We start from the raw sequence: 23,343 nt of genomic DNA, 5'->3' as shown, positions 1-23,343 counted from the left end.
TACAATGCTTCTTTTTACCTCATCACTATATCAACAAGAATGTTTATTAGCTCTTACTACAATGTTACTGATTATGGGTATTTTACTTTTTCATATACCCTTTCAAGTGTAGTCCTATTAGTTCTCGAATCAGTTTCATATCTTATTTATCCTAAAATACTAAATAAATTATCGAAAGTTACAAGCTCAGAAAGCATATTAATAATAAATCAATTACGATCGAGTTATATAACTTCATCTTATTTAATTATCCAAGTAGCTATATTGTGTTTTCCAATATTTTTGTTACTATTTCCTAAATATAAAACATCAAGCCATAATTTTTATGTTTCAAGTCTAACATTGGTACTATATACTAACTGTTTTGGCTATTCGAGTTTATTAATTACTAGATCAAAAGAAAAATTATTAAGTATGATAGCATTTTGTTCCTTATTAGTTAATATAACACTATGTTATTGTCTTATAATACTTTTCAATGTAAAATATGATAAAGTCCTAATAGCCAGTAGTATTTCTTATTCATTTTTCGTCTTACTAACTAACTATTACGGACGAAGAGAAGTTGACGGTCAGAATAATTTATATAAAGTTGTACATGACTCATTCCCAATTAACCTTCTTATCCCATATATTTTAAACTGGCTAGTTTTATTGCTTCATCTACCTCACCATTTATTTCTAATTATAAGTATATTCTTTTTCGCACTTAACATAAAGCAATTTAAAACTATATTTGTCATATTAAAACAAATACTCAATAATCCAAGTACAATAAATATATAAGCCTCGTTTAATTAACAAAATGGATACACATATATACATATCAAATACCCCGTTTCAAACATTGATGATAAAAGAGATTATACATACTCAAGAATGCACTAGTGTAGAAAATATTATTATCACGACATTAAAAAACACCAAAATAGACATCAAAAATGTGTCTGTTTTTTACGTTAGAAGAAATCTAATGGCAATATGGGATTGTCGTAAAATCAAAAAATTAATACGTAAATTAACTAATACTAAACAAACATTTTTTTTTATTCCTCATGTAAACAATTTATTAAGTTCTTACTTATATGAATATAGCAAACTAAACAATATCAAAATAAACATATACTACGAGGGAGTTGCACTATTGTATGATCCAGTGGTTAGAATAAGTACACTCTCCCTAATGAAAAGATACATAATTGGATACATCTCAGGGATGGGCTATGTGCATAGCCGTTCTTTATACCCACAATTACTTCGAGACAAATCTAATGCATATACACCTATACCTGAATTCACAGAAAATTTCAAGGGAATTATAAAAATAAATATTAATTACGATATAACTGATAAAGTAGAATCAAACATATTAATATTAACTCCACCTATAAAAAACAGGAAAAAATTACGCATATTTTTAAAAAATCTAAATCACACAATAAACACTCTTAAAAATGCAAATAAGATAACTTTTACATTTAAACTGCACTACGAAACTACAAAAATTCAACAGAGATATTTAAAAATATATTTAACAGATAAAAACTACAGATTTTCACTATTAGACAATAATTTACCTATTGAGTTAATATTACAAGATTCATTTTATTCTAAGATTATATCTTTTGGATTTTCTAGTGCTTTAATAAACGCTAAGGTATTTTTCAAAGATAATATTTCGGCCACTGCAATTGTAGATAACCATCTTGATAACATTACACTTCTAAAGATAGCCAATCAACTTGGTATTAGTGTTTTAAAAATTGAATCAACTGGTAATTTAAGAAGTTTAACACCCACAAATTACACCGACATTGGATAAAGAGTTTTTGTGATAGTTTAGGCATTGCATTTAAACCAACAATCAGTTAAGTAAGTAATCACGCAGAATTAATTTGAACTATTTTAACCCGTTTTTTTTCATTCCGACGCAGGGATCTTCGAAGATAAGTAGGAAATTTAGATTTATCCGAAGATTCCTCCTGCGTCGGAATGAAAAAAAATAGTTTAATCTAAATTTGCTTGACTACTTAAGTACTTGTGTTGAATTAAATTAGATTTTTTAGTTTACCAACATACTAATAATCAACAAATTGACTGGTATTGTGTTCTAACTTAAATTCGTCTAATTACTTTAAGTAAATGAGCGAAATAGTGATTTAGTGAATAATTACATAAAAATCAATGATTTAGCTTAGGATCTAATCTGGTTTAAATTTGCGTGATTACTAAAAAAAGCAAAAACGACAAACGACGAGATTAATTATTTTCTTAATTCATGAATTCAGTGTAGTCACTTAAATACTCGTACAACGACTTATATTTAAAGCAACCCAAAATGGAATTTTATATATACTTATTAATATTAGCTATTTGCACATATATTGTAGAGCGAAATTTCCGTATTAATAACTTTTACAATCCATTTGTTTTATTTTTCGTTAGTCATGTTTTTACCTTATATATAGCTCTTCTATGGGCTGATAGTTTTAAATCTTCAAAAGGGGTCAGTATTAGTGATAATACAAAATTCTTTATTTGTTATAGCTTATTAGTGAGTGTTATTTCTGCTACAGTATTTAACTTTTTTTTTACCAATAATACAAATAATACAAATTTCAATAAATGGTTTCTTCTTCCCCCAACAGCAAAGGAGATACGCATAGCATATGTTCTTTATATTTTGGGAATTTCCTTATGGTTATTTTTTATATTATCAGTAGGTACAATACCTATTTTACACGCTGATATAGATAATTTTCGAATAAAAGCTAGAGAAAGTATGGGCTATGTAACGTTAGGAAGTATATGCTTATTAACGTACAATGGTGTGCTCTTAAGTTTGCACTACAAAGGATTCGTCAAAATTATCTTTATTCTTATTAGTTCTCTATTCCTGCTAAGTTTTGGTAATAGAGAACCCTTCTTATCCTTTTTGATCTTCTGTCTAATATTACATATAATAAAAAATAAAATAAAGTTCAGACTTGGTGCCATTACAATTATTGGTAGCATCGCGTATGTAATCTTAGTAGTATTAGGCGCACACAGAATGAATGCAGATGCAGATTTTAAAACTAAGTTCCTTTTAACAATAGGCTGGAGACCATTTGTCAATATTCAAAACTTGGATATTATCCTTTCTAAATTTAATTCTTATTTATACGGACTAGGGTATTGGATTGATTTATACGTTTTAGCCCCAGGCTATTCACCAAATTTGGGAACTTGGCTAAAGGGTATTTTAAAACTCGACTTTGATGGAGGAAGTGTTACAATCACTCATTTAGGAGAATCTTATATTAACTTCGGATATGCTGGTATATATATATATCCAACAATAATTTCATTTTCACTTATAAAGACACATTATTCGTTTAAAAAAAAATATCTGTCTTACTTCCCGTTTGTACATACAAAAAAAGCAGTTATTTATTTGCTTTTAAGTTATAGCCTGAGCGGACTGGTTAGTAGCGGAGTAACTTCGGTTATGCTTTATAAGTTCATACCATTCTACATCATATATAGAATTCACCTGATACTATCTAATGCTGATTCAAAATTACAATAACGTGTCTTGGATCTGCGAACAGGCAATAACACAAATGTCGAATGTATAATCCTTCAATACATTCTTAAATATTATCTTTTCCCGAAAATATTTTCAAGTATGCAAATTGGAATTATAGGTACACGTGGCATTCCTAATTATTATGGTGGCTTCGAACAATGTGCTGAATTTTTAGCGGTTCAATTAACTCATTTAGGGCACGAGGTAACTGTCTATAATTCTCATTATCACCCCTATCGGGAGAAAATTTTTCAGGGTGTTACTATCATTCATTGCTATGATCCCGAAAAATACCTTGGTCTGGCAGGCCAATTTATTTATGACTTTAATTGTATATTAGATACTCGTAAGCGCAATTTTGATTTAATATTACAACTAGGTTATACAACAAATGCTATTTGGGGCTGGCTGTTACCATCTAGGCCGGTTATTGTGACTAATATGGATGGAATAGAATGGATGCGAAGCAAATATCCTTTCCTAGTTCAAGAATTCTTAAAAAAAGCTGAGCGTTGGGCTGTAAACAGTAGTGATTATTTAGTTTCTGATTCTATCGGCATTCAACAACATATAGAAAAAGTATACAATTTATCCTCTACATATATTCCTTATGGGTCTTATGTCTTTACTAATCCGAATTCTGAAATTCTTGAAGACTTTTCTCTTATGCCGTATCAATATGATATGCTGATAGCGCGCTTACAGTCTGACAATAGTATAGATGAGATTTTAGAAGGTGTTATTAAGGCATCCAAGAGAACATTTTTAGTCGTAGGCAATCATTTAACTAAATATGGAAGGTATCTAACAAGGAAATATGCCAAATACTCTAATATCAAGTTTTTAGGCGCTATCTACGATTTATATACACTAGACAATCTTCGCTACTATTCAAATATTTATTTTCATGGACATAGAGTAGGTGGAACAAATCCATCTTTACTAGAAGCAATGGCATCTAGTGCTTTTATTTGTGCTTATGACAACATATTCAATAAATCTATTTTAGGCAAGGATGCTTTCTACTTTAGAACATCTGAAGATATAGCACAGGTTATTTCTGAGTACACCAAACTTCAGTACCATTCCTTCTTGGAAAATAACCGCATCAAAATTGAAAATACGTATCATTGGCCACTAATAGTAAAACAATATGAAGAGTTGTTCAAAGAGGCTATAGCGTCAAATACACACTCCATAAAAAAACAGACTATCTCTATTTAAGTAGCTTCCTTTTACCTCATATCCATGAATCTACCCATTCCATATGGTCGCCAGCATATTACTGATGACGACATAGTAGCCGTGACTGAAGTGCTTCAGTCACCTTATCTAACTCAGGGACCTAAAATTGGAGAGCTTGAAGAAGCATTTGCCAAATACATCGGATCAAATTACGCAGTAGCTGTAGCAAATGGTACGGCTGCTCTTCATTTATGTTGTATGGCACTTGATGTAGGCCCTGGTACTCGCGTAATTACAACGCCTATTACATTTTCGGCCTCAGCCAATTGTATCCGCTATTGTGGTGGTGAAGTCTATTTTGCAGATATTGATCCCGACACAGTATTACTCGATCCAAAAGCTGTTCGAAAACTGCTTGAATCTCACCCAAAGGGCTATTTTTCAGGAATTATTCCCGTCGATTTTGCGGGCTATCCTGTCGATTTAACAGCCTTCCGGGCATTAGCTGATGAGTTTGGTTTATGGTTGCTTGAAGATGCATGCCATGCACCAGGGGCATTTTTTACTACTAATCAAACTGTTCATCGCTCAGGCGATGGTTCATTGGCTGATTTGGCTATCTTCAGCTTTCACCCCGTTAAGCATATTGCGGCAGGCGAGGGTGGTATGATCACGACTAATAATGAAGCGCTCTACAAACACCTGCTGCGATTACGGACTCATGGCATTACTAACAAATCTGAGGAGTTTACCCCCCCCTATCCTGGCGAACCCGAACGGGGCGGGTGGTATATGGAGCTACAGGAGCTAGGCTACAACTATCGGCTGACCGACATTCAGGCTGCTCTGGCATTAAGTCAGCTAAGCCGGGCCGACTCCATGCTCAATCGTCGTCGGGAACTGGCCAACCGCTATGATACGGCCTTTGCAGAAGCAGCCTTAACTGGCATTCCGATAGCGACTATTGCACCACCTGTGGAGATTGGTCATGCTTATCACCTGTATGTGATTCAGACACCCAACCGAAAGCAGTTATATGATTTTCTACGGACAAAAAATATTCTGGCCCAGGTGCATTATATTCCAGTTCACTTGATGCCCTATTATCAGCAATTTGGTTGGAAACCGGGTGATTGTCCCTATGCCGAACAATATTACGGTGCTTGTCTTAGTCTACCACTATATCCGACCCTAACTAACCAAGAGCAGGATTACGTGATCGAAACGGTTACTTCCTTTTTCAATTCCGCTGATAGATTAGTAACATACCCACTCGAAAAATCAGTTTGATGAGTAATCTAGCCATCATAACAGCGCGGGGTGGTAGTAAACGCATCCCGCGTAAAAATATCCGACCCTTTCTGGGAAAGCCTATTATTGCCTATAGCATCACCACGGCTATCCAGTCAGGTATGTTTGATGAAGTTATGGTTTCAACCGACGATGTGGAAATAGCAGCTATTGCTAAAGAATATGGCGCATCAGTACCCTTTCTGCGAGACTCCAAGACCGCCGACGATTTTGCTACTACAGCCGAAGTACTAACCGAAGTGCTAACTCAATATAATAGGCAGGGCTCTCATTTTAAGCAGGCTTGTTGCCTCTATCCAACAGCTCCATTCATTACTCCTTACTTACTCCAGAGCGCATTCGACTTACTTGTTAAAAGAGGTTTTGATTCAGTCTACCCAATTCAGCCATTCAACTTCCCCATTCAACGGGCTATACGGCTACAAGGAGGGAAAGTACAGTGGTTTCAGGCTGAACATGCGCTAACGCGCTCGCAAGATCTTGAACCATCTTACCACGACGCAGGGCAGTTCTATTTCTTTAGTGTAAATGCCTTTGAGCAAACCAGACGATTGATTTCTGACAATTCGGGTGGCATCATCATTTCAGAAATGGACGCTCACGACATCGATACTGAAGATGACTGGGAAATTGCAGAATTTAAATTTCAATTAAATAGAAGTCAAGAAAAACGATGAATCGAGTTGTTCTTCGTGCCGACGGAAATGCGCAGATTGGTATGGGGCATGTGATGCGTTGTCTTGCTCTGAGCCATATGCTCAGAGATGAGTTCTTACTGCAATTTGCAATTAAAGAACCGGAGGCCTATGTATGCACATTGATTCAACAAGCAGGGCTATGTGTTGTTCCACTACCTGAATCAACAGCCGATACAACGTTTCTGGAATTGATCAATACCGATGATATAGTAGTGTTGGACGGTTATGCATTTGACATAAGTTTTCAGAAACAGATTCGCAATCGAACCAAACGGCTGATATATATTGATGATTTACTGAAAGGCCATCAGGTAGCCGATGTAGTGATTAATCATGCAGGTGGTATTAGAACTAATGAATATGATGCAGAACCTTATACAAAGTTTTATTTAGGTCCTCACTACGCATTACTTCGTCCTGAATTTTTACAACCCCAAGGCTTTGGATCTGCAATAAGAGGTGGACCATTTTTTGTTAGCATGGGCGGGGCTGATTTACAAAATATGTCCTTACATATACTGGAAGCCATTCGATTAGTTGACCCAATGCTACCTATCCATATTGTTCTGGGACCGTTTCATCCCAATCGTCAATCAATAGAAGCATACTCCCTCCAATTACCGAACCTTGTCATTTTACAGAATCAGAATGTAAATGAAATGGTCCGCGAATTGCAGCAATGTAGTTTAGCTCTTACCTCTTGTAGCACCATAGCTTATGAGGTCTGCGCAGTAAACCGCCCATTAATTGCGATTGTAACAGCCGATAATCAAGCACGTATTGCTCAGTTCTTGTCTGAAGAGCAACTCGCCGTTTCGGTCAGTTTTCCTGCTTTACTACCACATTCAACTCCAAGACCTGCATTAGCACAGATGCTCAAACTGACAATTCAGTCATTCCAGCTTTTTTCCGATATAACCCTTAAATCGTTAGCTAGTCAAAAGCGTTTTTTCGATGGACAATCTCCTGAACGATTCCGAAAGCTTTTTCAGCAGCTAAGTGTTAATAAAGCATAAAACAACTAAGCCTATTTTTATGCTCACCTACCGCAAAGCTCAACCCAGTGATGTACAGCTTTACTTTGACTGGGCCAACGATCTCGAGACCCGTCAGCAATCGTTCAATTCGAGAGAAATTCCATTAGAGACACATACTGCCTGGTTTACGAAAAAGTTGACTGATCCCGATGCCCTATTATTGCTATTTGAGGATGAGCAGCATAAAGCTGTGGGCCAAGTTCGGTTTGAAAGAAAACATGAAACTGATATGCCTGCCGAAATTATAGTTGGCGTGTCGGTAGATGCTCGTGTTCGTGGTCAGGGATTTGCTAGCCAAATCATTACGCAGGGCTGCGAAGCATGTAAAGAACAATGGGGTGCTGTAACGATCCATGCCTATATAAAAGCTGATAATCAAGGCTCTGTACGTTCATTTCAAAAAGCAGGATTCAAATTTTCGCATGGAAGTGGTAAATTTAATCCTCCTGGTCAGGAAGGTTTAAACTTAGTTTATGTTAAAACCTTATAGTCACAACTCATATATACCTACCGAACTCTAGTTCTAAACCGTTATGACAGCAAATCAACCGATTCAGGTTGCCAATTTTACGATAGGTGCTGGCCACCGTCCTTTTGTAATCGCAGAGATGTCAGGAAACCACAACCAGTCACTCAGCAGAGCTTTAGAGATAGTTGATGCAGTAGCCGATGCAGGTGCTCATGCCTTGAAGCTCCAGACATACACACCCGATACGATTACTTTTAACGGTTCTTCAGAAGAATTTTATATTCGCGATGCTAAATCGCTCTGGGTCGATAAAAACCTGTATAAACTTTATGAACAAGCCTATACGCCTTGGGAGTGGCATAAACCTATTTTTGAACATGCCCAAAAGCGAGGTATGATTGCCTTTAGCTCTCCATTTGATACTACTGCTGTCGACTTTTTGGAGTCGCTCAATGTACCCTTGTACAAGATCGCATCTTTTGAAAATACTGACCATATTTTACTCAAAAAAATAGCTCAGACAGGCAAGCCGGTTATTATGAGTACTGGCGTAGCTTCTTTGGCCGATCTCGACGAATCAGTAAAGGTTTTACGCGAAAACGGCTGCAAGAACCTTGTTTTGTTAAAATGCACAAGCACGTATCCTGCCACGTCTGAAACCACTAACTTGCTCACCATCCCGCATATGCGCCAACTGTTCGATCTACCAATTGGCCTCTCCGACCACACAATGGGGATTGGTGCCGCCGTAGCTGCTGTAGCACTAGGTGCTGTTGTACTCGAAAAACATGTGACGCTTCGTCGGGCCGAAGGAGGTGTCGACTCGGCCTTTTCACTTGAACCCGATGAATTGAAAAGTCTGGTTATCGAAACAGAGCGAACGTCTCTAGCTATGGGACAAGTTAGCTATACACTAACCCCCAAAGAGCAAAAAAGCCTTCAATTTAAACGGTCATTGTATGTTGTGCATGATGTAAAAACAGGAGAAGCTTTTACACCTGATAACGTACGCAGTATTCGCCCATCTAACGGGCTACATACCCGCTATTACGAACAAGTACTTACCTGTTTTGCCAGCCAGGATATTAAAGCAGGGACGGCGCTCCACTGGGACTTAATTGATAAAGAGTGAAACGAATAGCTCAAATGGACAAGCTATATACTCTTTCTCTCATTAAAAAAAATAGGTATAATTGAATCGTAAGCTATTCAGAATTAGGACAGTCGTAATATTAACACTTTTTCATGTTTATAGTTTTTTCTGCTCTGATCTCATATGTTTAGGATTATCTCAACTACCCGTCGATAGGACAAATTCGTCATGAAGGGCCTAGAAGCTGAGATAAGTACCATAAAAATGTACTTACCGCAATCTCCTGCTCCACTCCTTCCGTACCCCCACATACATCCCAAAACCATTCGTATAGAGGCTTCCGTTATCCGCGCTAAGTGACGTCTGAAGCAGTAGCCCCTTCCAATACGATAAGGGAACCTGAAAGCTAACGATGCCTGAAAACTGGTTGAGTGGGTTCGCGAAAGGAGCATTATAGGTACCCAGATTATGGCTAAATGATCCTTTGATCTGGTAGGTAATTGGCCCGTTTAGCCAGCGTCGGGTAGGCTTCAGTAAAGTTCCGCTTAGCCCTATATGCCAAACCTGTACCCGGTTATTATTGCTAAACCCACCATAAGGCAACTCACCCGTTGTGCTATAGGCGGGGGTAATAAACGGCGTACCTAAGCCCATACTGGCATACGACCAGCCATCCCGAAACTGCGAATGGTTGAAATAATTGACTTTCCCGTTCTTTCCCTTCCCAAAGTCATCTCCACCCTGATTGGCCGTATTCAGGTATTCGATTAGTAGCTGCTGAATAAAGGCGTTTGGGTTAGTTGATCGGATACGCAAGCCGTTCAGGCCATCGGCAAAACTATTCCCACGAAAAAAGGCCCCCGTTTCATACGGGTTCTGGCGATAAGCGTAATAAATAAATCGATCTGTCTTGAATTCCACTGCCACATCGACCGAACCTACATGATTACCAATTCGATTCGTTAGGTCGAAATTGGCGTACGCCAGTGAATCGACAATGCCCGTTGCGTCTGCTTTCAGGCCACTGACTACATTGAGATAGTCTTTAAAACTGGAGGGTAAGTATGGACTTTTGACAAGTCCTATTTTCACCAGATCGTCGCTATAACCGCCCCAAACTACCTGGTGATTTACTCCTCCATATAGCTTCCATTTGCTATTGGGTTTTCCCAAACGCACGTATAAGGACTTTTGATGGAGCATCGTATGCTGCACATAACGTCCGCCCAGCCAGCCGTGCGCAAAACTACCTTTCACGGCCACAAATCCCCTTGTGAATGTTAATGGCGTAAACGGCCGGATTTCGAGTTGCACTTTAGGCACCGGGAGTGCATTTCCTGACCAGGCATAGGAGCCTGTCGACAAAGTTGAATCGGCCAATCCGAAAAGTTCGCGCCGACGACCTGCGTAAAACTCAAAAACCCCGTACCGAAACTTTACGTAACTTTCGGGTAGTAGCCATTGTGTGGTGGCACCAACATTGGCCACGGCATTTATGGCACCACCATAGCTGAGTTTGCCAGTAGCTAATCGTAAGGAATCATAGTCAAGGCTAGCACTCAGACGTCCTGTCGCAGCGGGCATTGAATAAGGGATAATACCATACTGATTACTCCGCAGCCAGAACGGCGTTCGTGCAGATGCAGGAATAAAACTGCCCGCTTCGCCCGATACCGTCAGCAATCGTTGTGCATATAAATGCGTACTTACAACGAAAAAACAAAAGATTATCAGAACAATACGATGCGTTGATGGCCTACCCAAACAAGGTAAACCAGTAGGTGGCTTTCCTTGCTGTTTAAGCAAATAAATTTCCATTATACAGTTACGGGCTGTTTCTATTCAATAACTCGCTGGTCTAAATGACGTAAATTGGTAGACCATCAAGCTAAATAACTATTCATGTATAATACATATACAATTATCCCATAAGACGATACCCACAAGAAAAAGTATCCCCCATTTTATGTTTTTTTGTTATTTATTATTATACTATAGTATCCACATTGGATAATTACTTAATATCTATTATGAACGTTGAACGAGGTATTCACTACAGATTGGTTATAAAAAAGGCGTTGTTGATTGCGCAATTAGCCGTGCGCAATCAACAACGCCTATAGGGGCATCTAACCTGGAATAGCTGTTTTCTATCCTATCCAACCCATAAAGCAACGGTTGTCAGAATGGTATCACTCTGTCCTTAAGCTCTTGGCCGGATTAGTTAAAGCAGCTCTGAAACTTTGGAAGCTAATTGTCAATAACGTTATGAGCATGGCTATTAGTCCAGCCAGAGCAAATACCCACCAGGTAAGATCTACTTTATACGCAAAATCCTGAAGCCATTCGTTAATTGCCCACCATGCTATCGGCGAGGCAATGATCAGAGCGACAACAACCAGTTTCAGAAAATCCTGAGAGAGCAATACGACAATATTCCCCGTACTGGCTCCCAACACTTTCCGAACACCAATCTCTTTCGTACGTTGCTCGGCGGTGAAGGTGGCTAGTCCGAATAAGCCCATACAGGAAACCAGGATGGCAATGGCCGTAGAGAGGTTAACGAGCTGAGCTGTTTTTGTCTCTTTTTCGTAAAGTTGAGCTATAGAGTCATCCAGAAAGGTATAATTGAACTTATTATCGGGATATACTGCTTTCCATGCCTGCTCGATATGGGCCAGGGTTTCTTTCAGGTCATCGGCCTGCCTACCTTTTGTGATTAATTTAATGCCAATGTTTTTGGCACGATCAGGTATATGGCCAATGAACACGGGCCCTATCTTTTCATGAAACGACTGTTCGTGAAAATCAGCGACAACCCCAACAATTGGAAGCTTTTTATCACCAAATTCGAGAAGTTGGTTGATGGCTTCAGCGGGCTTCCTGAATCCCAATGCTTTTGCGTAGGAGGCATTGATCACCAACTCACGCAATGAGTCGCTTTTGTAGTAGTTGCGGCCCGCCAGTAGCCGAAGCTTATACAACGGAATAAAATTAGCATCGCCAACTTTGGCCGATACATCCATCTCTATATCTTTATCATTTTGGCCATGGTATTTTAGCTTCGTCACCATGTAGCTCGACCCCATCGGTGGAAACCACTCCATCGTAATCCGCTCGACTCCCGCTAACTGTTTTATTTTTTGGGCCAGTACCTGACTCTTCTCATCCCAGAGTGTACGGACTTCTATGGTCGCGTCGGTCGAAAAACCGAGGTCTTTGTTTCGCATGAAATTTAGTTGGCGCCCAACCATTAGCGTACCAACAATAAACGCTAAGGATACTGTAAACTGAAACACAATAAGCCCTTTCCGTAGGTGGCCTGTTCTACTCCCTTTCAGTGCATTCTGCCCTTTCAAGGTTAGGGCAGGTAGATAAGACGACAGTAGCCATGCCGGATAAAAACCAGCCAACATTGATGTAACAACAATGAGCCCAAGTAGAAACAGGATCGTCTGTAGGTTAAATAAATCGACAGTTAGGCCTTTGGGCAGCAGCGGTTGCATAGCCAATAAAATTGGTCCCACAAGCAAGACGGCAATCCCAACTCCCAACAACGTCAGTACTGCGGTCTCGCTTAAAAACTGAGTAATTAGGCCCTTCCGACTACTTCCCATCACTTTCCGTATTCCAATTTCCTTCGCCCGCTGAATAGACTGAGCCGTTGACAGGTTAATAAAATTGATAGCCGCAATCAGCAGAATAAAAGCAGCTACCCCCATTAGGCCATATAACGTTGGCAAATGGGCTTTACGCGAATAATTATCCTGATAATCAGCATTAAAATGCACATCCGACAGCGGCTGCAAATCCGGCCAGAACTTCATCTCTTTTGCATAATGCTGTTTTGAAAATTGCTGAAATAACGGAACTAGTTGCGCAGGCACTGTCCCTTCCGAAAGCTTTATATAAGCCTGCGATGCCGACCAGTTGTCGTCCCATTGATCGAGATTGATCTCATTTTTTAGCCGACTGGCCCGCACGGTAGCCATCGAAATAAAATCGGTAAAGGTAAAATCGGTTGGCCGCTCCCAGTCTTTTACGATCCCGGCCACACTGACCCGAACTGAATCGCGGTAAATAATTTCCTTCCCAATCAGTTCTTCCACCGGCAATGGGCCAAAATACTTATGCGCTTTTTGTTCGGTTAATACAACCTTAAAGGGTTCATTGAGCACTTTAGGATTTCCGATCAGCCATTTATACGTAAAAATTTCGAAGTATTGGGGATCAACGACCACAATATCGGTACTTCCGCCCGTTCGCCGACTACTCTCAAAGTGGTTTGGTTTTTCCTTTCCAGTCGGTATCAATACATCCGTTTCAATAGTATGAAAAGCGGCTACCGTTTCAAGACCCGTTATTTCCCGACGAATAGCCGCCGGAACGGCATTTGGAATAAACCCAACGGTATGTACCTCGTCAGTCGGGTTATATTTCACCTTACCAACCAATCGGTAAATGCGCTCCCGATCAGGATGGAAGGTGTCGTAACTTAGCTCATAGTGCGTAATCAGGTAGATAACCAGACAGGCGGTTGCACCCAGCGTTAGCCCAAACAGATTAATCAGCGAGCTGACCTTATTCTTCGTCAGGTTGCGAAAGGCAATTTTGAAAAAGTTGCGTAGCATGACAGGATTTGCGAAAAAAGGTGATGGGTATTGATCAGGTTTGCGCTTCACAGCAAACGGCCGTAAAAAGCTCAGTACTTCCCGTCCATATTGTCGACGAGCAAACCCGATGTTAACTTGTTGGCAGTTTCGCTCGAATCGTTCGTGCAGATCGCCCTGCACTTCCTCCAGCAGATGCGGAGCGCAGAACCACTCAAGCAGTCGGTCAGCCCAGCGGGGTGGTAGTGGGTTCATAGTTGGGGACGGAGGGCTAGGGGCAGAGAGCTTAAGGCTGGGGATTACATAGCAAAGTATCCCTTTGCCCTACGTCCCCAGTCCTAAGTTCCTTACTCCGTTTTCAAACTTTTTACCGGATTTATAACCGCAGCCTGCAACGATTGCCAGCTAACGGTGAAGAAGGCTATGGTAATGGCGATCAAGGCTGTACTGGCAAATATCCAGGCGCTCAAACTAATACGGTATGGATAACTTTCGAGCCAGTGTTCCATAGCATACCAGGCCGCCGGAAACGCAAACAAAAACGACAGAGAGACCAGTTTCAGGAAATCGGTCGAGAGCATTTGAACAATGCTGGCAACCGAAGCTCCCAGTACTTTTCGAATACCAATCTCTTTAGTTCGGCGTTCGGCCGAGAGCGTTGCTAATCCAAACAGGCCAATACACGAAATGAAGATCGTCAGAATGGCACCAAACAAGACCATTTGCTTCCATTTCGCTTCCGATTCATACCGCTTCAAGTTCTCCTGGTCCAAAAACGTATAGGTGTACGGGCTTAGTGGAAAAAGCCGTTTAAAGGTTTTTTCAAGATGGCGAAGGCTGGCGGTTTCGGTATTGGGTTTGATTTTAATGAATGCTTTCCCATACTGATTACCAGCCCGCATCGTAAACAATTGTGGACGTATTTTTTCGCTCAACGAACCGTAGTGGTAATCTTTTACGACACCAATAACCTTATATTTTTTATCGTTGTTAAGCCAGAAATTCACAATCTGCCCAAGAGTTTTTTTCCACTCGGCCTTCTTCACAAATGATTCGTTCACAATAACTGATTCCGAAGAATCGGACGGAAACTGAGTCGAAAAATTTCGGCCCGTTACGATCGAAATCTTTAGCAACGGAATATAGGCTTCATCGACCGTTTCGTAGGTAAAACTAAGTTGGGTATCGCCGTTTATTTTAGCTACCGTTCCCCAGCGACCGCCATTCTTTGGAGCAATATCAATAATGTTGGCGTTTTTGGTCAGCTCATCTCTGAGCAGTTTCACTTCGCTCCGTTTCAGATTCGATTTGTCAATCATCACCAGATTTTTATCATCATATCCCAACGGCGTATTGGTCAGATAATCAAACTGGGAGTATATGGTTAAGGAAGCAATAATCAGAAACGAAGCCAGTGAAAACTGTAAGACAACGAGTGATTTTTGCAGGTAATTTTTACCCGATAAATTGAAACGGTTGTAAAGCGTTTTGACCGGATCGTATCCCGATAAAATCAGGGCCGGATAGAATCCTGATAATAGGCTGGTCAGAAAAAACAAGGCTATATATCCAGCCACCAGTTTTATGTCGAACAGATAGGAAAGCGACAGTGCTTTATTTGCTAGTTGATTAAAGGTGGGCAACGCCAGTTCGAGAAGGCCAATGGCCAATACGAAGGCGGCAAAGCAGAGCAGGAACGATTCGCCAAGAAATTGCAAGATCAATTGCGATCGGGCACTGCCAACCACCTTACGAACCCCAATTTCTTTTGCCCGCTTTAGCGACCGTGCTACCGTGAGATTCACAAAATTGATACAGGCAATGAGCAGAATAAACAACGCAATACCCGACAAAATATAGGAAAACACTGGATTGCTCTCATCCACAAGACCATTATTGGCCGGTAGCTCTTTACTCAGGTGCATGTCGGTCAGTGGCTGAAGTTCATAAATCGTTTTGTCGGTTTCGTTGAACTTCTCCGCAATTGCTTTGATCCCTTCGCGCGCATCGGCCAGATAAACCTGATTCATTTTAGCCTCTACGACTTTTTTACTGGCATTTGGACTAAGTACAACAAACGTGTTCAAAAACACATTGAACCAGTTTTCGTTATTACTCATTTCTTCGGCACTGACTTTAAGGGGGAGCAGTACATCGAATTTGACGGATGAGTTTTGGGGCGCTTTTCTGGTGATACCAGTTACAGTGTATGGCTCAAACTGATCGTCATCTCTTAAGTACATAATCTTGCCCAGCGCATCGGTAGTGCCAAACTGTTTTTTTGCCATCTCGTCAGATATAACGACCGAATGGGGCCGTTGCAAAGCGGTTTTCGGATTACCGTGGATCAGCGGAAACGTAAAGACCGAGAAGAAGCTGGTATCGGCCAGATAAACCTCCTGATTTATTACGTCATTCCCCAACTTCATATCTTTTCCATTCAACTGATAACGGACGAATGTTTGAATCTCAGGCACGCCAGCCTGAAACTTGGGTCCAGGAAAAAATCCGGTATAGGGTTGTCGGTATTTGGCAACGCCAGCAGGCGTAATCGCCTTACTCGTAATCCGGTAGATCAATGGATTGTTCTTATGAAACCGATCATAGCTAACTTCATCTTTCGTATACAGTATGATCATCATGGCGGCTGCTAAGCCGATGCTCAGGCCCACAATATTGATGGTCGAATAGGCCTTATTCCGGGTAAGATTCCGAAAAGCGATCTTGAAATAATTTTGTAACATATCGATACTGAGTAAAGGAGTTGACGGATATTGACTGGGTTTGCGCTTTACGGCAAACGGTCGTAAAAAACCAAGTACTTCCCGTCCATATTGTCGACGAGCAAACCCGATGTTAACTTGTTGGCAGTTTCGCTCGAATCGTTCGTGCAAATCGCCCTGCACTTCCTCCAGCAGATGCGGAGCACAGAACCATTCGAGCAACCAGTCTGCCCAGCGGGGTGGTGATTTTACCGGTCGTGGCGCCATATTCATATGCTAATGGCGGGAAGTGAGTTGGGGGCAATTGAATTCCACAACTGGTCGCGGGTAGCCCGGATGTCGTGTAGCGTGCGGCTCCCCAGCGCGGTAACCGTAAACAGGCGTTTCCGGCGGCCGCCCCGCTCAGCCGTAGCATCGCCCATGCGTGAGGAAAGCATCCCTTTTTCTTCCAGCCGATGCAAAGCTGCATGAACAGCGCTAATACTTACCGAACGCCCGGTTTGCCGGTCCAGTTCGTCGGTAATGGCCACCCCATAAGCACCATCGCCCAGCACGGCAACCGTCAGTAACACCACTTCTTCAAACTCGCCTAAATACGATCGTCTCATCCTCAAATCATATAATTAAGTTTTGTAGAACAAATGCTTTGCCAAAATCAAAAAACTTGATTTCCAGTCAGTATAAGCCTGCGAGAGTTTAGAATTTGTACGATTCCGGACATTTGGTGTGTCCGTTGTCGAACAGATCTGGATGGATTACGTGTTGCCATCAAACGGGAGTCTGTGCTTATTTTGCTTTGTTCTACAAAATTCTGCTCTTAGTTTCGTAGCCTCTGCCCTACCATACAGACAAGTATTGATTGTAATCATTGCATCGTTTAAAAATTAGTTTCTATGAACCAGCCTCTCTGGTCACTAAATGGCCAACGCGCGCTCGTAACGGGCGGCACCAAAGGTATCGGCGAAGCAATTGTCCGGCAATTTCTTGAGCTGGGCGCTGCCGTATTTATTATTGCCCGCGACAACGAGCTTCTTCGGCAACAACTAACAGCCTACCGCCAGCAGGGGCATATGGTAGAAGGGGTGGCTATCGATGTGAGTCAGCCGGGTGTAGCAGTTCAGATTATAGAAACTGTAAAAATAAAATGGGGCAAGCTGGATATTCTGGTTAATAATGCCGGAACGAATATCCGAAAACCGACTGCCGACTATACACCCAATGAGTATGACCACATCCTGAACACCAATCTTCGTTCGGCCTACGAGTTGAGCCAGGCGGCTTATCCCCTGCTGAAGGCTTCGGAACAGGGCGGTAAACTTGTTTTCGTTTCGTCAGTCTCGGGTCTGACGCACACCAGCAGTGGCTCACTCTATGGCATGACCAAAGCCGCGCTACTGCAACTTACCCGCAATCTGGCCGTTGAATGGGCCCCCGACGGTATTCGGGTAAATTCAGTAGCGCCATGGTATATAAACACCCCGCTGGCATCGCCAGTGCTAAATAATCCCGAAAAATTGAGTGGTATTTTGAAACGTACACCTATGAACCGGATTGGTGAGCCCGAAGAAGTAGCATCGGTCGTATCGTTCCTGAGTATGCCCGCTTCGGGATACGTTAGCGGACAAATCATTGCTGTCGATGGCGGCCTGCTGGCCTGGGGCTATTGATATAGTTAGTGTGCCTTGCCATAGGTTTTTTCTCCGGCTTCGATCGCTATTGGCAGCGTATTTTTTTTGGGAGGAACAGGGCAAGCGTAGCCTTCGTGATAAGCACAATACGGATTATAGGCTTTATTGAAGTCAATAATCATTCGTCCGTCTTTAATATCGCCCAGACGAAGATCGAGATAACGTCCTCCACCATACGTGGCATAACCTGAGGTAGCATCCCGAAATGGCAAAAAAAGGTAGTCGCGGTATTGGGGTAATCGAAGCAGGTTCAGGTTGCGGTAAAGAGTCAACTGCAACGATTTACCAGCCAATACAAACGACACCACCGCATACTCAACATGCGGACGGGTTTGCCCATTGTAGGTGGGCATTTCGAAGGGCTCGGCTTTGGGCGTTAGCTCAACGGTTGCCTCCACCCGATAGGTTGAATCAGGCTCATAAAAGCGCAGGTATGACAGATCTTCTTTCGACTTCAGTGGGCTATTGGACGAGGTCAGAAAATCGTTTTTATATACTTCGCGATGCTGTGTGATTTCGTTGGCAAAATGAGTTTGGCCAACCGCAACAGTTGTCAGAAATACAGACCCAAAAAGCAATAAAGCGCGCATAGGTATTCGGCAAAAGCGTGTTGCCCCGGATGAACTGGCAGGGCATATCCGGTGTTATAATAATACAAAACAACCACATCAGGTCAACAAACCAAATAGAACAATGAATCAGAAAGAAACTTTTCAGCAACTAATTAAAGGCGATAAGCCGGTGCTTGTCGACTTCTATGCCGACTGGTGTGGTCCCTGTAAACAACAGGCTCCCATTCTGAAGCAACTTACTGATCGCACTGGCGATAAAGTCCGCGTAATTAAAATTAACGTAGACCATGCTCAGGCAGCTGCCAACCAATATCAAATCCGGAGTATTCCAACTATGATTATGTTTAAAGACGGCAAAATTGTCTGGCGGCAATCGGGCGTACAGCCTCTTCACACTCTTGAAAATCTAGTGAAGCAATTCGCTTCTTAAAGCAGGCTAAACGATCAATTCAAACAAAAAACCCGACTAGGATTATGGTCGGGTTTTTTGTTTGAATTGATCGTTCTATTTCTTTTGAGCCTGCGCCAGTCCAAAACTTTTTAGGTTTGTCAGGGCAATCACATTAATAATCTTCCATTGCCCGTTTATTTTTTCGACTACCCGCGTCTCTTTCGATGTTGTTTTACCGTGGCTATCGACCAGGGTTTGATCATACGAAACAAAAGCCATATTCCCATTCTGGTGAATGGTGTAGTTGCCATTCTGAACCGTAACGTTGTCCGTTACTTTCGAGCTTTTAAATTGATTGGCAAACTGCTTTTCCAGGTCATTCCAGCCTTTTACCAGCAGGAAATCTCCTCCATATAAATTAGCCGCGAAATTGATGTAAGGCGTATGCGCCCAGGCGTTTGCCCATCTTGCTTTATCTCGCTTGAAAAACCCTACGGTTTCTTCGTGTAATACGCGTTTTATGGCATCGTTGTCGGATTGCGCCGAACTGACAGAAACGTTACTCAACAATAGGATGGTTAGCAAAAATAACGTTTTCATGGCTGGTAAATGTTGATTTACCGGTTAAAGTATAGAAGTTTATTATAACAATCAAATATTATTTTGTACTTTTTCAAATTGAAATAGATTAGGATAGTCTTCGCGTTCCCATCGGTTAAGGTAGGCTTTTGGTCAATGGTCCCGTCCTGTGCTGTTTACCCAATTTGGGTAGTTATCATTACCAATCGAAGGCCGAAACGCAACTGGCTATCAACAAATGATCAGCAGATTTCGGCTTCGGATTATCGTATTCTCGATGGGTTCGATTAGTTTAGCACAAACCCTTTAATCATGAAAAAAAGAACGTTTCTTAAGCTTTCTTCTGCATTAATGACTGCTCCTGTATTTTCTCCGTTAGCGAGTTGGGCATCCGACGATAAGCTAAAAAACTGGGCCGGGAATTACACCTACAGCACCGACCGACTCTATCAGGCCAAATCGCTCAAGCAGGTCCAGGAACTGGTCAAAAAGTATGACAAACTAAAAGTGCTCGGCACCCGGCACTGTTTCAACGGTATTGCCGATAGTACACATAATCTGATCTCCCTGCGGCAGATGGACCAGGTTCTTGGCCTGGACACAAAAGCGCATACAGTAACCATTGATGCCAATCTGAGCTATGGGCAGTTAGCTCCCTATCTGGAAAGCAAAGGATTTGCTCTGCATAATCTGGCTTCATTACCTCACATTTCCGTTGCCGGAGCCTGTGCTACGGCAACCCATGGATCGGGCGTAAAAAATGGTAACCTATCAACGGCAGTGTCGGCAATGGAAATCGTGACGGCAGCGGGTGAAGTCCGAAAGTTGTCGCGGCAGAAAGATGGCGATATGTTTCGGGCAGCGGTTGTTCATCTGGGGGCGCTGGGCGTGGTGACCAAGGTCACGCTCAATGTGGTACCAACATTTCAGATGCGGCAGGATGTATATGAAAACCTACCGCTGGATCAGCTAAAAAACCACTTTGAGGCCATTGCTTCCGCTGGCTATAGCGTGAGTCTGTTTACTGACTGGCAAAAGAAGCGGATCAACGAGGTCTGGATTAAACGAAAAATTGAGAAAGGCGTTAAACTGGATGCTAAGCCTGAATTCTTTGGTGCTAAGCGGGCCACCAAAAACCTGCATCCTATTGCTGAGCTTTCGGCCGAAAATTGTACTGAGCAACTGGGAGTTGCGGGACCCTGGTACGAACGATTACCGCATTTCAAAATGGGCTTCACGCCTAGTAGCGGCAAGGAACTTCAATCTGAATATTTTGTGCCCCGGAAAAATGCAGTTGAGGCTATTCTGGCCGTAGAACACCTCCGCGACCATATTAGCCCACATTTGCTGATTTCAGAACTGCGCACCATCGATGCCGACGATCTATGGATGAGTCCATGCTATAAACAGCCGAGCCTGGCTATTCACTTCACCTGGAAACAAGATTGGGCTTCAGTAAAAAAAGCCTTACCGATGATCGAAAAAGCACTGGCTCCGTTCACTGTTCGGCCGCATTGGGGTAAATTGTTTACCCTCTCCCCATCGGTGCTCCAGTCGCGGTACGAAAAATTGCCAGATTTTAAGAAACTGGTAAAGGAATACGATCCGAAAGGTAAATTCCGTAATGCGTTTCTGGACTCGACTATCTATGGATAGTTGCCATTTTTTCATTGGTGATTAGTCGTTGGGAAAAAACAAATACCTAATGACTAATTACCAATGCCTACCGACAAAGCTGTTAACGGGGTTGCTCAGGCAGCGGAGCTGTCAGAATAGCCAGACAGGTTTTGAGGCCCGTTCGCAGATTACCTACTCGTAAGTTTTCGTTCGGACTGTGCTGATTGTTATCCATGTTCACGAGCGGAACAATAACGGCCGGAATCGTTAAGGCCTGAATAAATGGCACAACCGGCACCGTACCTCCCATAATCCGGATAACAACCGGGTCTTTACCAAAACTATCGGAGAGGGCTTTACGGAGCCAAACCCCCATTGGCGCATTAGTATTGGTCCGAAACGCTGGTGTACCGGCATTTCCTTCGAAAAATACAATCTGCGAATGCATAAGTCGTTCTTCGGTGCCCGGAACATGGTCCAGAACGGTGAAGCCTTGTTTTTCGATGTGCATCCGCACCAATTCAACCATCCGTTTTCCATCCGTTTCGGGTACTAACCGAATATCGAAACTGGCTACAGCCTCCTCGGGAATAATTGTTCCGGAACCGGGCCCTACCACCGCCGATTTCATCCCTCGTATGTTTAGCGACGGATATTGCAGTGATTCCTGGTAGTTGGTTCCTACTTTTTCTTCTTCAGCAATTTGCAGCGTTTTGTTAATGTTCTGTTTGTTATCCGGCACGGCCGCCATAATCGTTCGGCTTTCGTCGTCGAATGAAATTCCATCGTAAAAACCCGGAATCAATACCCGGCCCTGCTCATCCTTCATAGAGGCAATCAGCCGGGCCAGACGAAACCCCGGATTAGGTGCATAGTTACCAAAATGGCCACTGTGCTGCGGAGTAACCGGGCCATAGGTTGTTATGGTAAAACCGGCATTGCCCCGGCACCCAAAAGTTAGTGTCGGCAGATTAGATGAGTGCATTGGGCCATCCATCACAATCATGTAGTTGGCCCGGAGTTTGTCTTTATAGGACGCCAAAGCGCTTTTTAGCCCCGGCGAGCCTTTTTCTTCTTCCGAATCGATAATAATTTTAACATTAAACGGCGGAGTCTGCTTCTGAGCCTGCACAATATCCAAAGCATTCAGCATCATAATGATTGGTCCTTTGTCATCTGAGGTCGACCGGCCAAACAGCCGCCACTCATCGTTGACTGTGGTTTTTGGCAAGCTGGCGGGCAAATCAATATAGGTGCCTGCGGTTGTTTTCTCCTTTAATACTGCCACAAATGGATCGTTCTGTTTCCACTCGCTGGCTCGAACCGGTTGGCCATCCAGATGGAAATAGAACAGAACGGTTTGTGTAGCTTTCGGAAAGGTTTTTTCGGCCAGAAGCAATGGCAACCGTGCTGTTTTCAGTACCGATGTTTGAAAGCCACGCCTGGCAAACGCTTTTTCGGTCCAGGCAATGTTCTTTTGTATATCGTCGGCATTGATGGCATCATTTGGCAGAGCAACATACTCACTCAGTTCATCAATAGCAGGCCACATCTGCTTATCGACCAGTTCATCTATCCGCTGTGCGTTCAATTTTTGGGCCTGGCCCGCCAATGGCATAAGCAACCAGAATGTGCTTACTATGCCCAAAAGATAGGTAGCTGTAGTTAATCTGGTCAAATACTGTTTTGATAGCGTAGTTTGCCGAAGTGTCATAGCTGGCCGAAAATCTCGATTATCTGCGAATTAAGTCAAGCCACCCCACAATACCAATTATTCTACCACCCAAAAGATTCTATTC

Annotated in this window: 18 protein-coding genes; 11 read left to right on the top strand and 7 right to left on the bottom strand. The window is 42.2% G+C overall.

Annotation, left to right across the window (positions count from 1 at the left end; genetic code table 11):
- Positions 1-850 precede the first annotated feature (850 nt).
- The 8 genes from WBJ53_RS10120 (at position 851) to pseI (ending at position 9,403) form a co-directional block, all read left to right on the top strand.
- Positions 851-1,822, top strand: coding sequence for a hypothetical protein (locus WBJ53_RS10120; RefSeq protein WP_338875983.1), 972 nt, complete (start codon positions 851-853; stop codon positions 1,820-1,822).
- A gap of 516 nt (positions 1,823-2,338) precedes the next feature.
- Complete coding sequence (locus tag WBJ53_RS10115; protein ID WP_338875982.1) at positions 2,339-3,571, top strand: O-antigen polymerase; 1,233 nt, start codon at positions 2,339-2,341, stop codon at positions 3,569-3,571.
- A gap of 99 nt (positions 3,572-3,670) precedes the next feature.
- On the top strand, positions 3,671-4,795 hold the full coding sequence (locus WBJ53_RS10110; RefSeq protein ID WP_338875981.1) for a DUF1972 domain-containing protein: 1,125 nt from the start codon (positions 3,671-3,673) through the stop codon (positions 4,793-4,795).
- 24 nt (positions 4,796-4,819) lie between these two features.
- Positions 4,820-6,046, top strand: coding sequence for a UDP-4-amino-4,6-dideoxy-N-acetyl-beta-L-altrosamine transaminase (gene pseC, locus WBJ53_RS10105; RefSeq protein ID WP_338875980.1), 1,227 nt, complete (start codon positions 4,820-4,822; stop codon positions 6,044-6,046).
- Entirely contained in the window at positions 6,046-6,744 is a 699-nt protein-coding gene (gene pseF, locus WBJ53_RS10100) for a pseudaminic acid cytidylyltransferase (protein ID WP_338875979.1), read from the top strand. Before pseC ends, pseF begins: the two co-directional genes overlap by 1 nt.
- The gene (gene pseG, locus WBJ53_RS10095) at positions 6,741-7,781 is read left to right on the top strand and encodes a UDP-2,4-diacetamido-2,4,6-trideoxy-beta-L-altropyranose hydrolase (protein WP_338875978.1); all 1,041 of its coding nucleotides are present in this window, start codon (positions 6,741-6,743) and stop codon (positions 7,779-7,781) included. Before pseF ends, pseG begins: the two co-directional genes overlap by 4 nt.
- 19 nt (positions 7,782-7,800) lie before the next feature.
- Positions 7,801-8,292 (top strand): GNAT family N-acetyltransferase, encoded by a 492-nt coding sequence (locus WBJ53_RS10090; protein WP_338875977.1) that lies wholly within the window; start codon positions 7,801-7,803, stop codon positions 8,290-8,292.
- 43 nt (positions 8,293-8,335) lie between these two features.
- Complete coding sequence (gene pseI / locus WBJ53_RS10085) at positions 8,336-9,403, top strand: pseudaminic acid synthase (protein ID WP_338875976.1); 1,068 nt, start codon at positions 8,336-8,338, stop codon at positions 9,401-9,403.
- A 231-nt stretch (positions 9,404-9,634) separates the two neighbouring features.
- Here the strand turns inward: pseI and WBJ53_RS10080 are convergent, their stop codons facing one another.
- The 4 genes from WBJ53_RS10080 to WBJ53_RS10065 all read right to left on the bottom strand — a co-directional run bounded on the left by WBJ53_RS10080 (position 9,635) and on the right by WBJ53_RS10065 (position 17,305).
- Positions 9,635-11,047 (bottom strand): capsule assembly Wzi family protein, encoded by a 1,413-nt coding sequence (locus WBJ53_RS10080; protein WP_338875975.1) that lies wholly within the window; start codon positions 11,045-11,047, stop codon positions 9,635-9,637.
- Positions 11,048-11,556: 509 nt separating this feature from the next.
- Positions 11,557-14,229, bottom strand: a complete 2,673-nt coding sequence (locus tag WBJ53_RS10075; protein WP_338875974.1) for a permease prefix domain 2-containing transporter — start codon at positions 14,227-14,229, stop codon at positions 11,557-11,559.
- 92 nt (positions 14,230-14,321) lie between these two features.
- Positions 14,322-16,970, bottom strand: a complete 2,649-nt coding sequence (locus WBJ53_RS10070; protein WP_338875973.1) for an ABC transporter permease — start codon at positions 16,968-16,970, stop codon at positions 14,322-14,324.
- The gene (locus tag WBJ53_RS10065; protein WP_338875972.1) at positions 16,967-17,305 is read right to left on the bottom strand and encodes a helix-turn-helix transcriptional regulator; all 339 of its coding nucleotides are present in this window, start codon (positions 17,303-17,305) and stop codon (positions 16,967-16,969) included. The genes WBJ53_RS10070 and WBJ53_RS10065 overlap by 4 nt, the downstream gene beginning before the upstream one ends.
- Before the next feature lie 285 nt (positions 17,306-17,590).
- Between WBJ53_RS10065 and WBJ53_RS10060 the strand changes: the two genes are divergently transcribed.
- Positions 17,591-18,364 (top strand): SDR family oxidoreductase, encoded by a 774-nt coding sequence (locus WBJ53_RS10060; RefSeq protein ID WP_338875971.1) that lies wholly within the window; start codon positions 17,591-17,593, stop codon positions 18,362-18,364.
- A 5-nt stretch (positions 18,365-18,369) separates the two neighbouring features.
- Here the strand turns inward: WBJ53_RS10060 and WBJ53_RS10055 are convergent, their stop codons facing one another.
- A complete protein-coding gene (locus WBJ53_RS10055) occupies positions 18,370-18,975 on the bottom strand; it encodes a DUF1684 domain-containing protein (protein ID WP_338875970.1) in 606 nt (201 codons plus the stop codon).
- 103 nt (positions 18,976-19,078) lie between these two features.
- On the opposite strand from WBJ53_RS10055, the gene trxA reads away from it, so the two are divergent.
- Positions 19,079-19,387, top strand: coding sequence for a thioredoxin (gene trxA, locus WBJ53_RS10050; RefSeq protein ID WP_338875969.1), 309 nt, complete (start codon positions 19,079-19,081; stop codon positions 19,385-19,387).
- A 75-nt stretch (positions 19,388-19,462) separates the two neighbouring features.
- Here the strand turns inward: trxA and WBJ53_RS10045 are convergent, their stop codons facing one another.
- Positions 19,463-19,948: a hypothetical protein gene (locus WBJ53_RS10045; RefSeq protein ID WP_338875968.1), complete on the bottom strand. Its 486-nt coding sequence runs from the start codon at positions 19,946-19,948 to the stop codon at positions 19,463-19,465.
- Positions 19,949-20,239: 291 nt separating this feature from the next.
- Here WBJ53_RS10045 and WBJ53_RS10040 point away from each other — a divergent pair, with 291 nt between their 5' ends.
- The gene (locus WBJ53_RS10040; RefSeq protein WP_338875967.1) at positions 20,240-21,583 is read left to right on the top strand and encodes a D-arabinono-1,4-lactone oxidase; all 1,344 of its coding nucleotides are present in this window, start codon (positions 20,240-20,242) and stop codon (positions 21,581-21,583) included.
- Positions 21,584-21,665: 82 nt separating this feature from the next.
- Here the strand turns inward: WBJ53_RS10040 and WBJ53_RS10035 are convergent, their stop codons facing one another.
- Positions 21,666-23,222, bottom strand: a complete 1,557-nt coding sequence (locus WBJ53_RS10035) for a M20/M25/M40 family metallo-hydrolase (RefSeq protein ID WP_338875966.1) — start codon at positions 23,220-23,222, stop codon at positions 21,666-21,668.
- Between the last annotated feature and the right edge of the window lie 121 nt (positions 23,223-23,343).

The organism is Spirosoma sp. SC4-14 (assembly GCF_037201965.1).
Taxonomy (GTDB): domain Bacteria; phylum Bacteroidota; class Bacteroidia; order Cytophagales; family Spirosomataceae; genus Spirosoma.
This window is presented reverse-complemented; position numbering and strand designations above follow the sequence as displayed.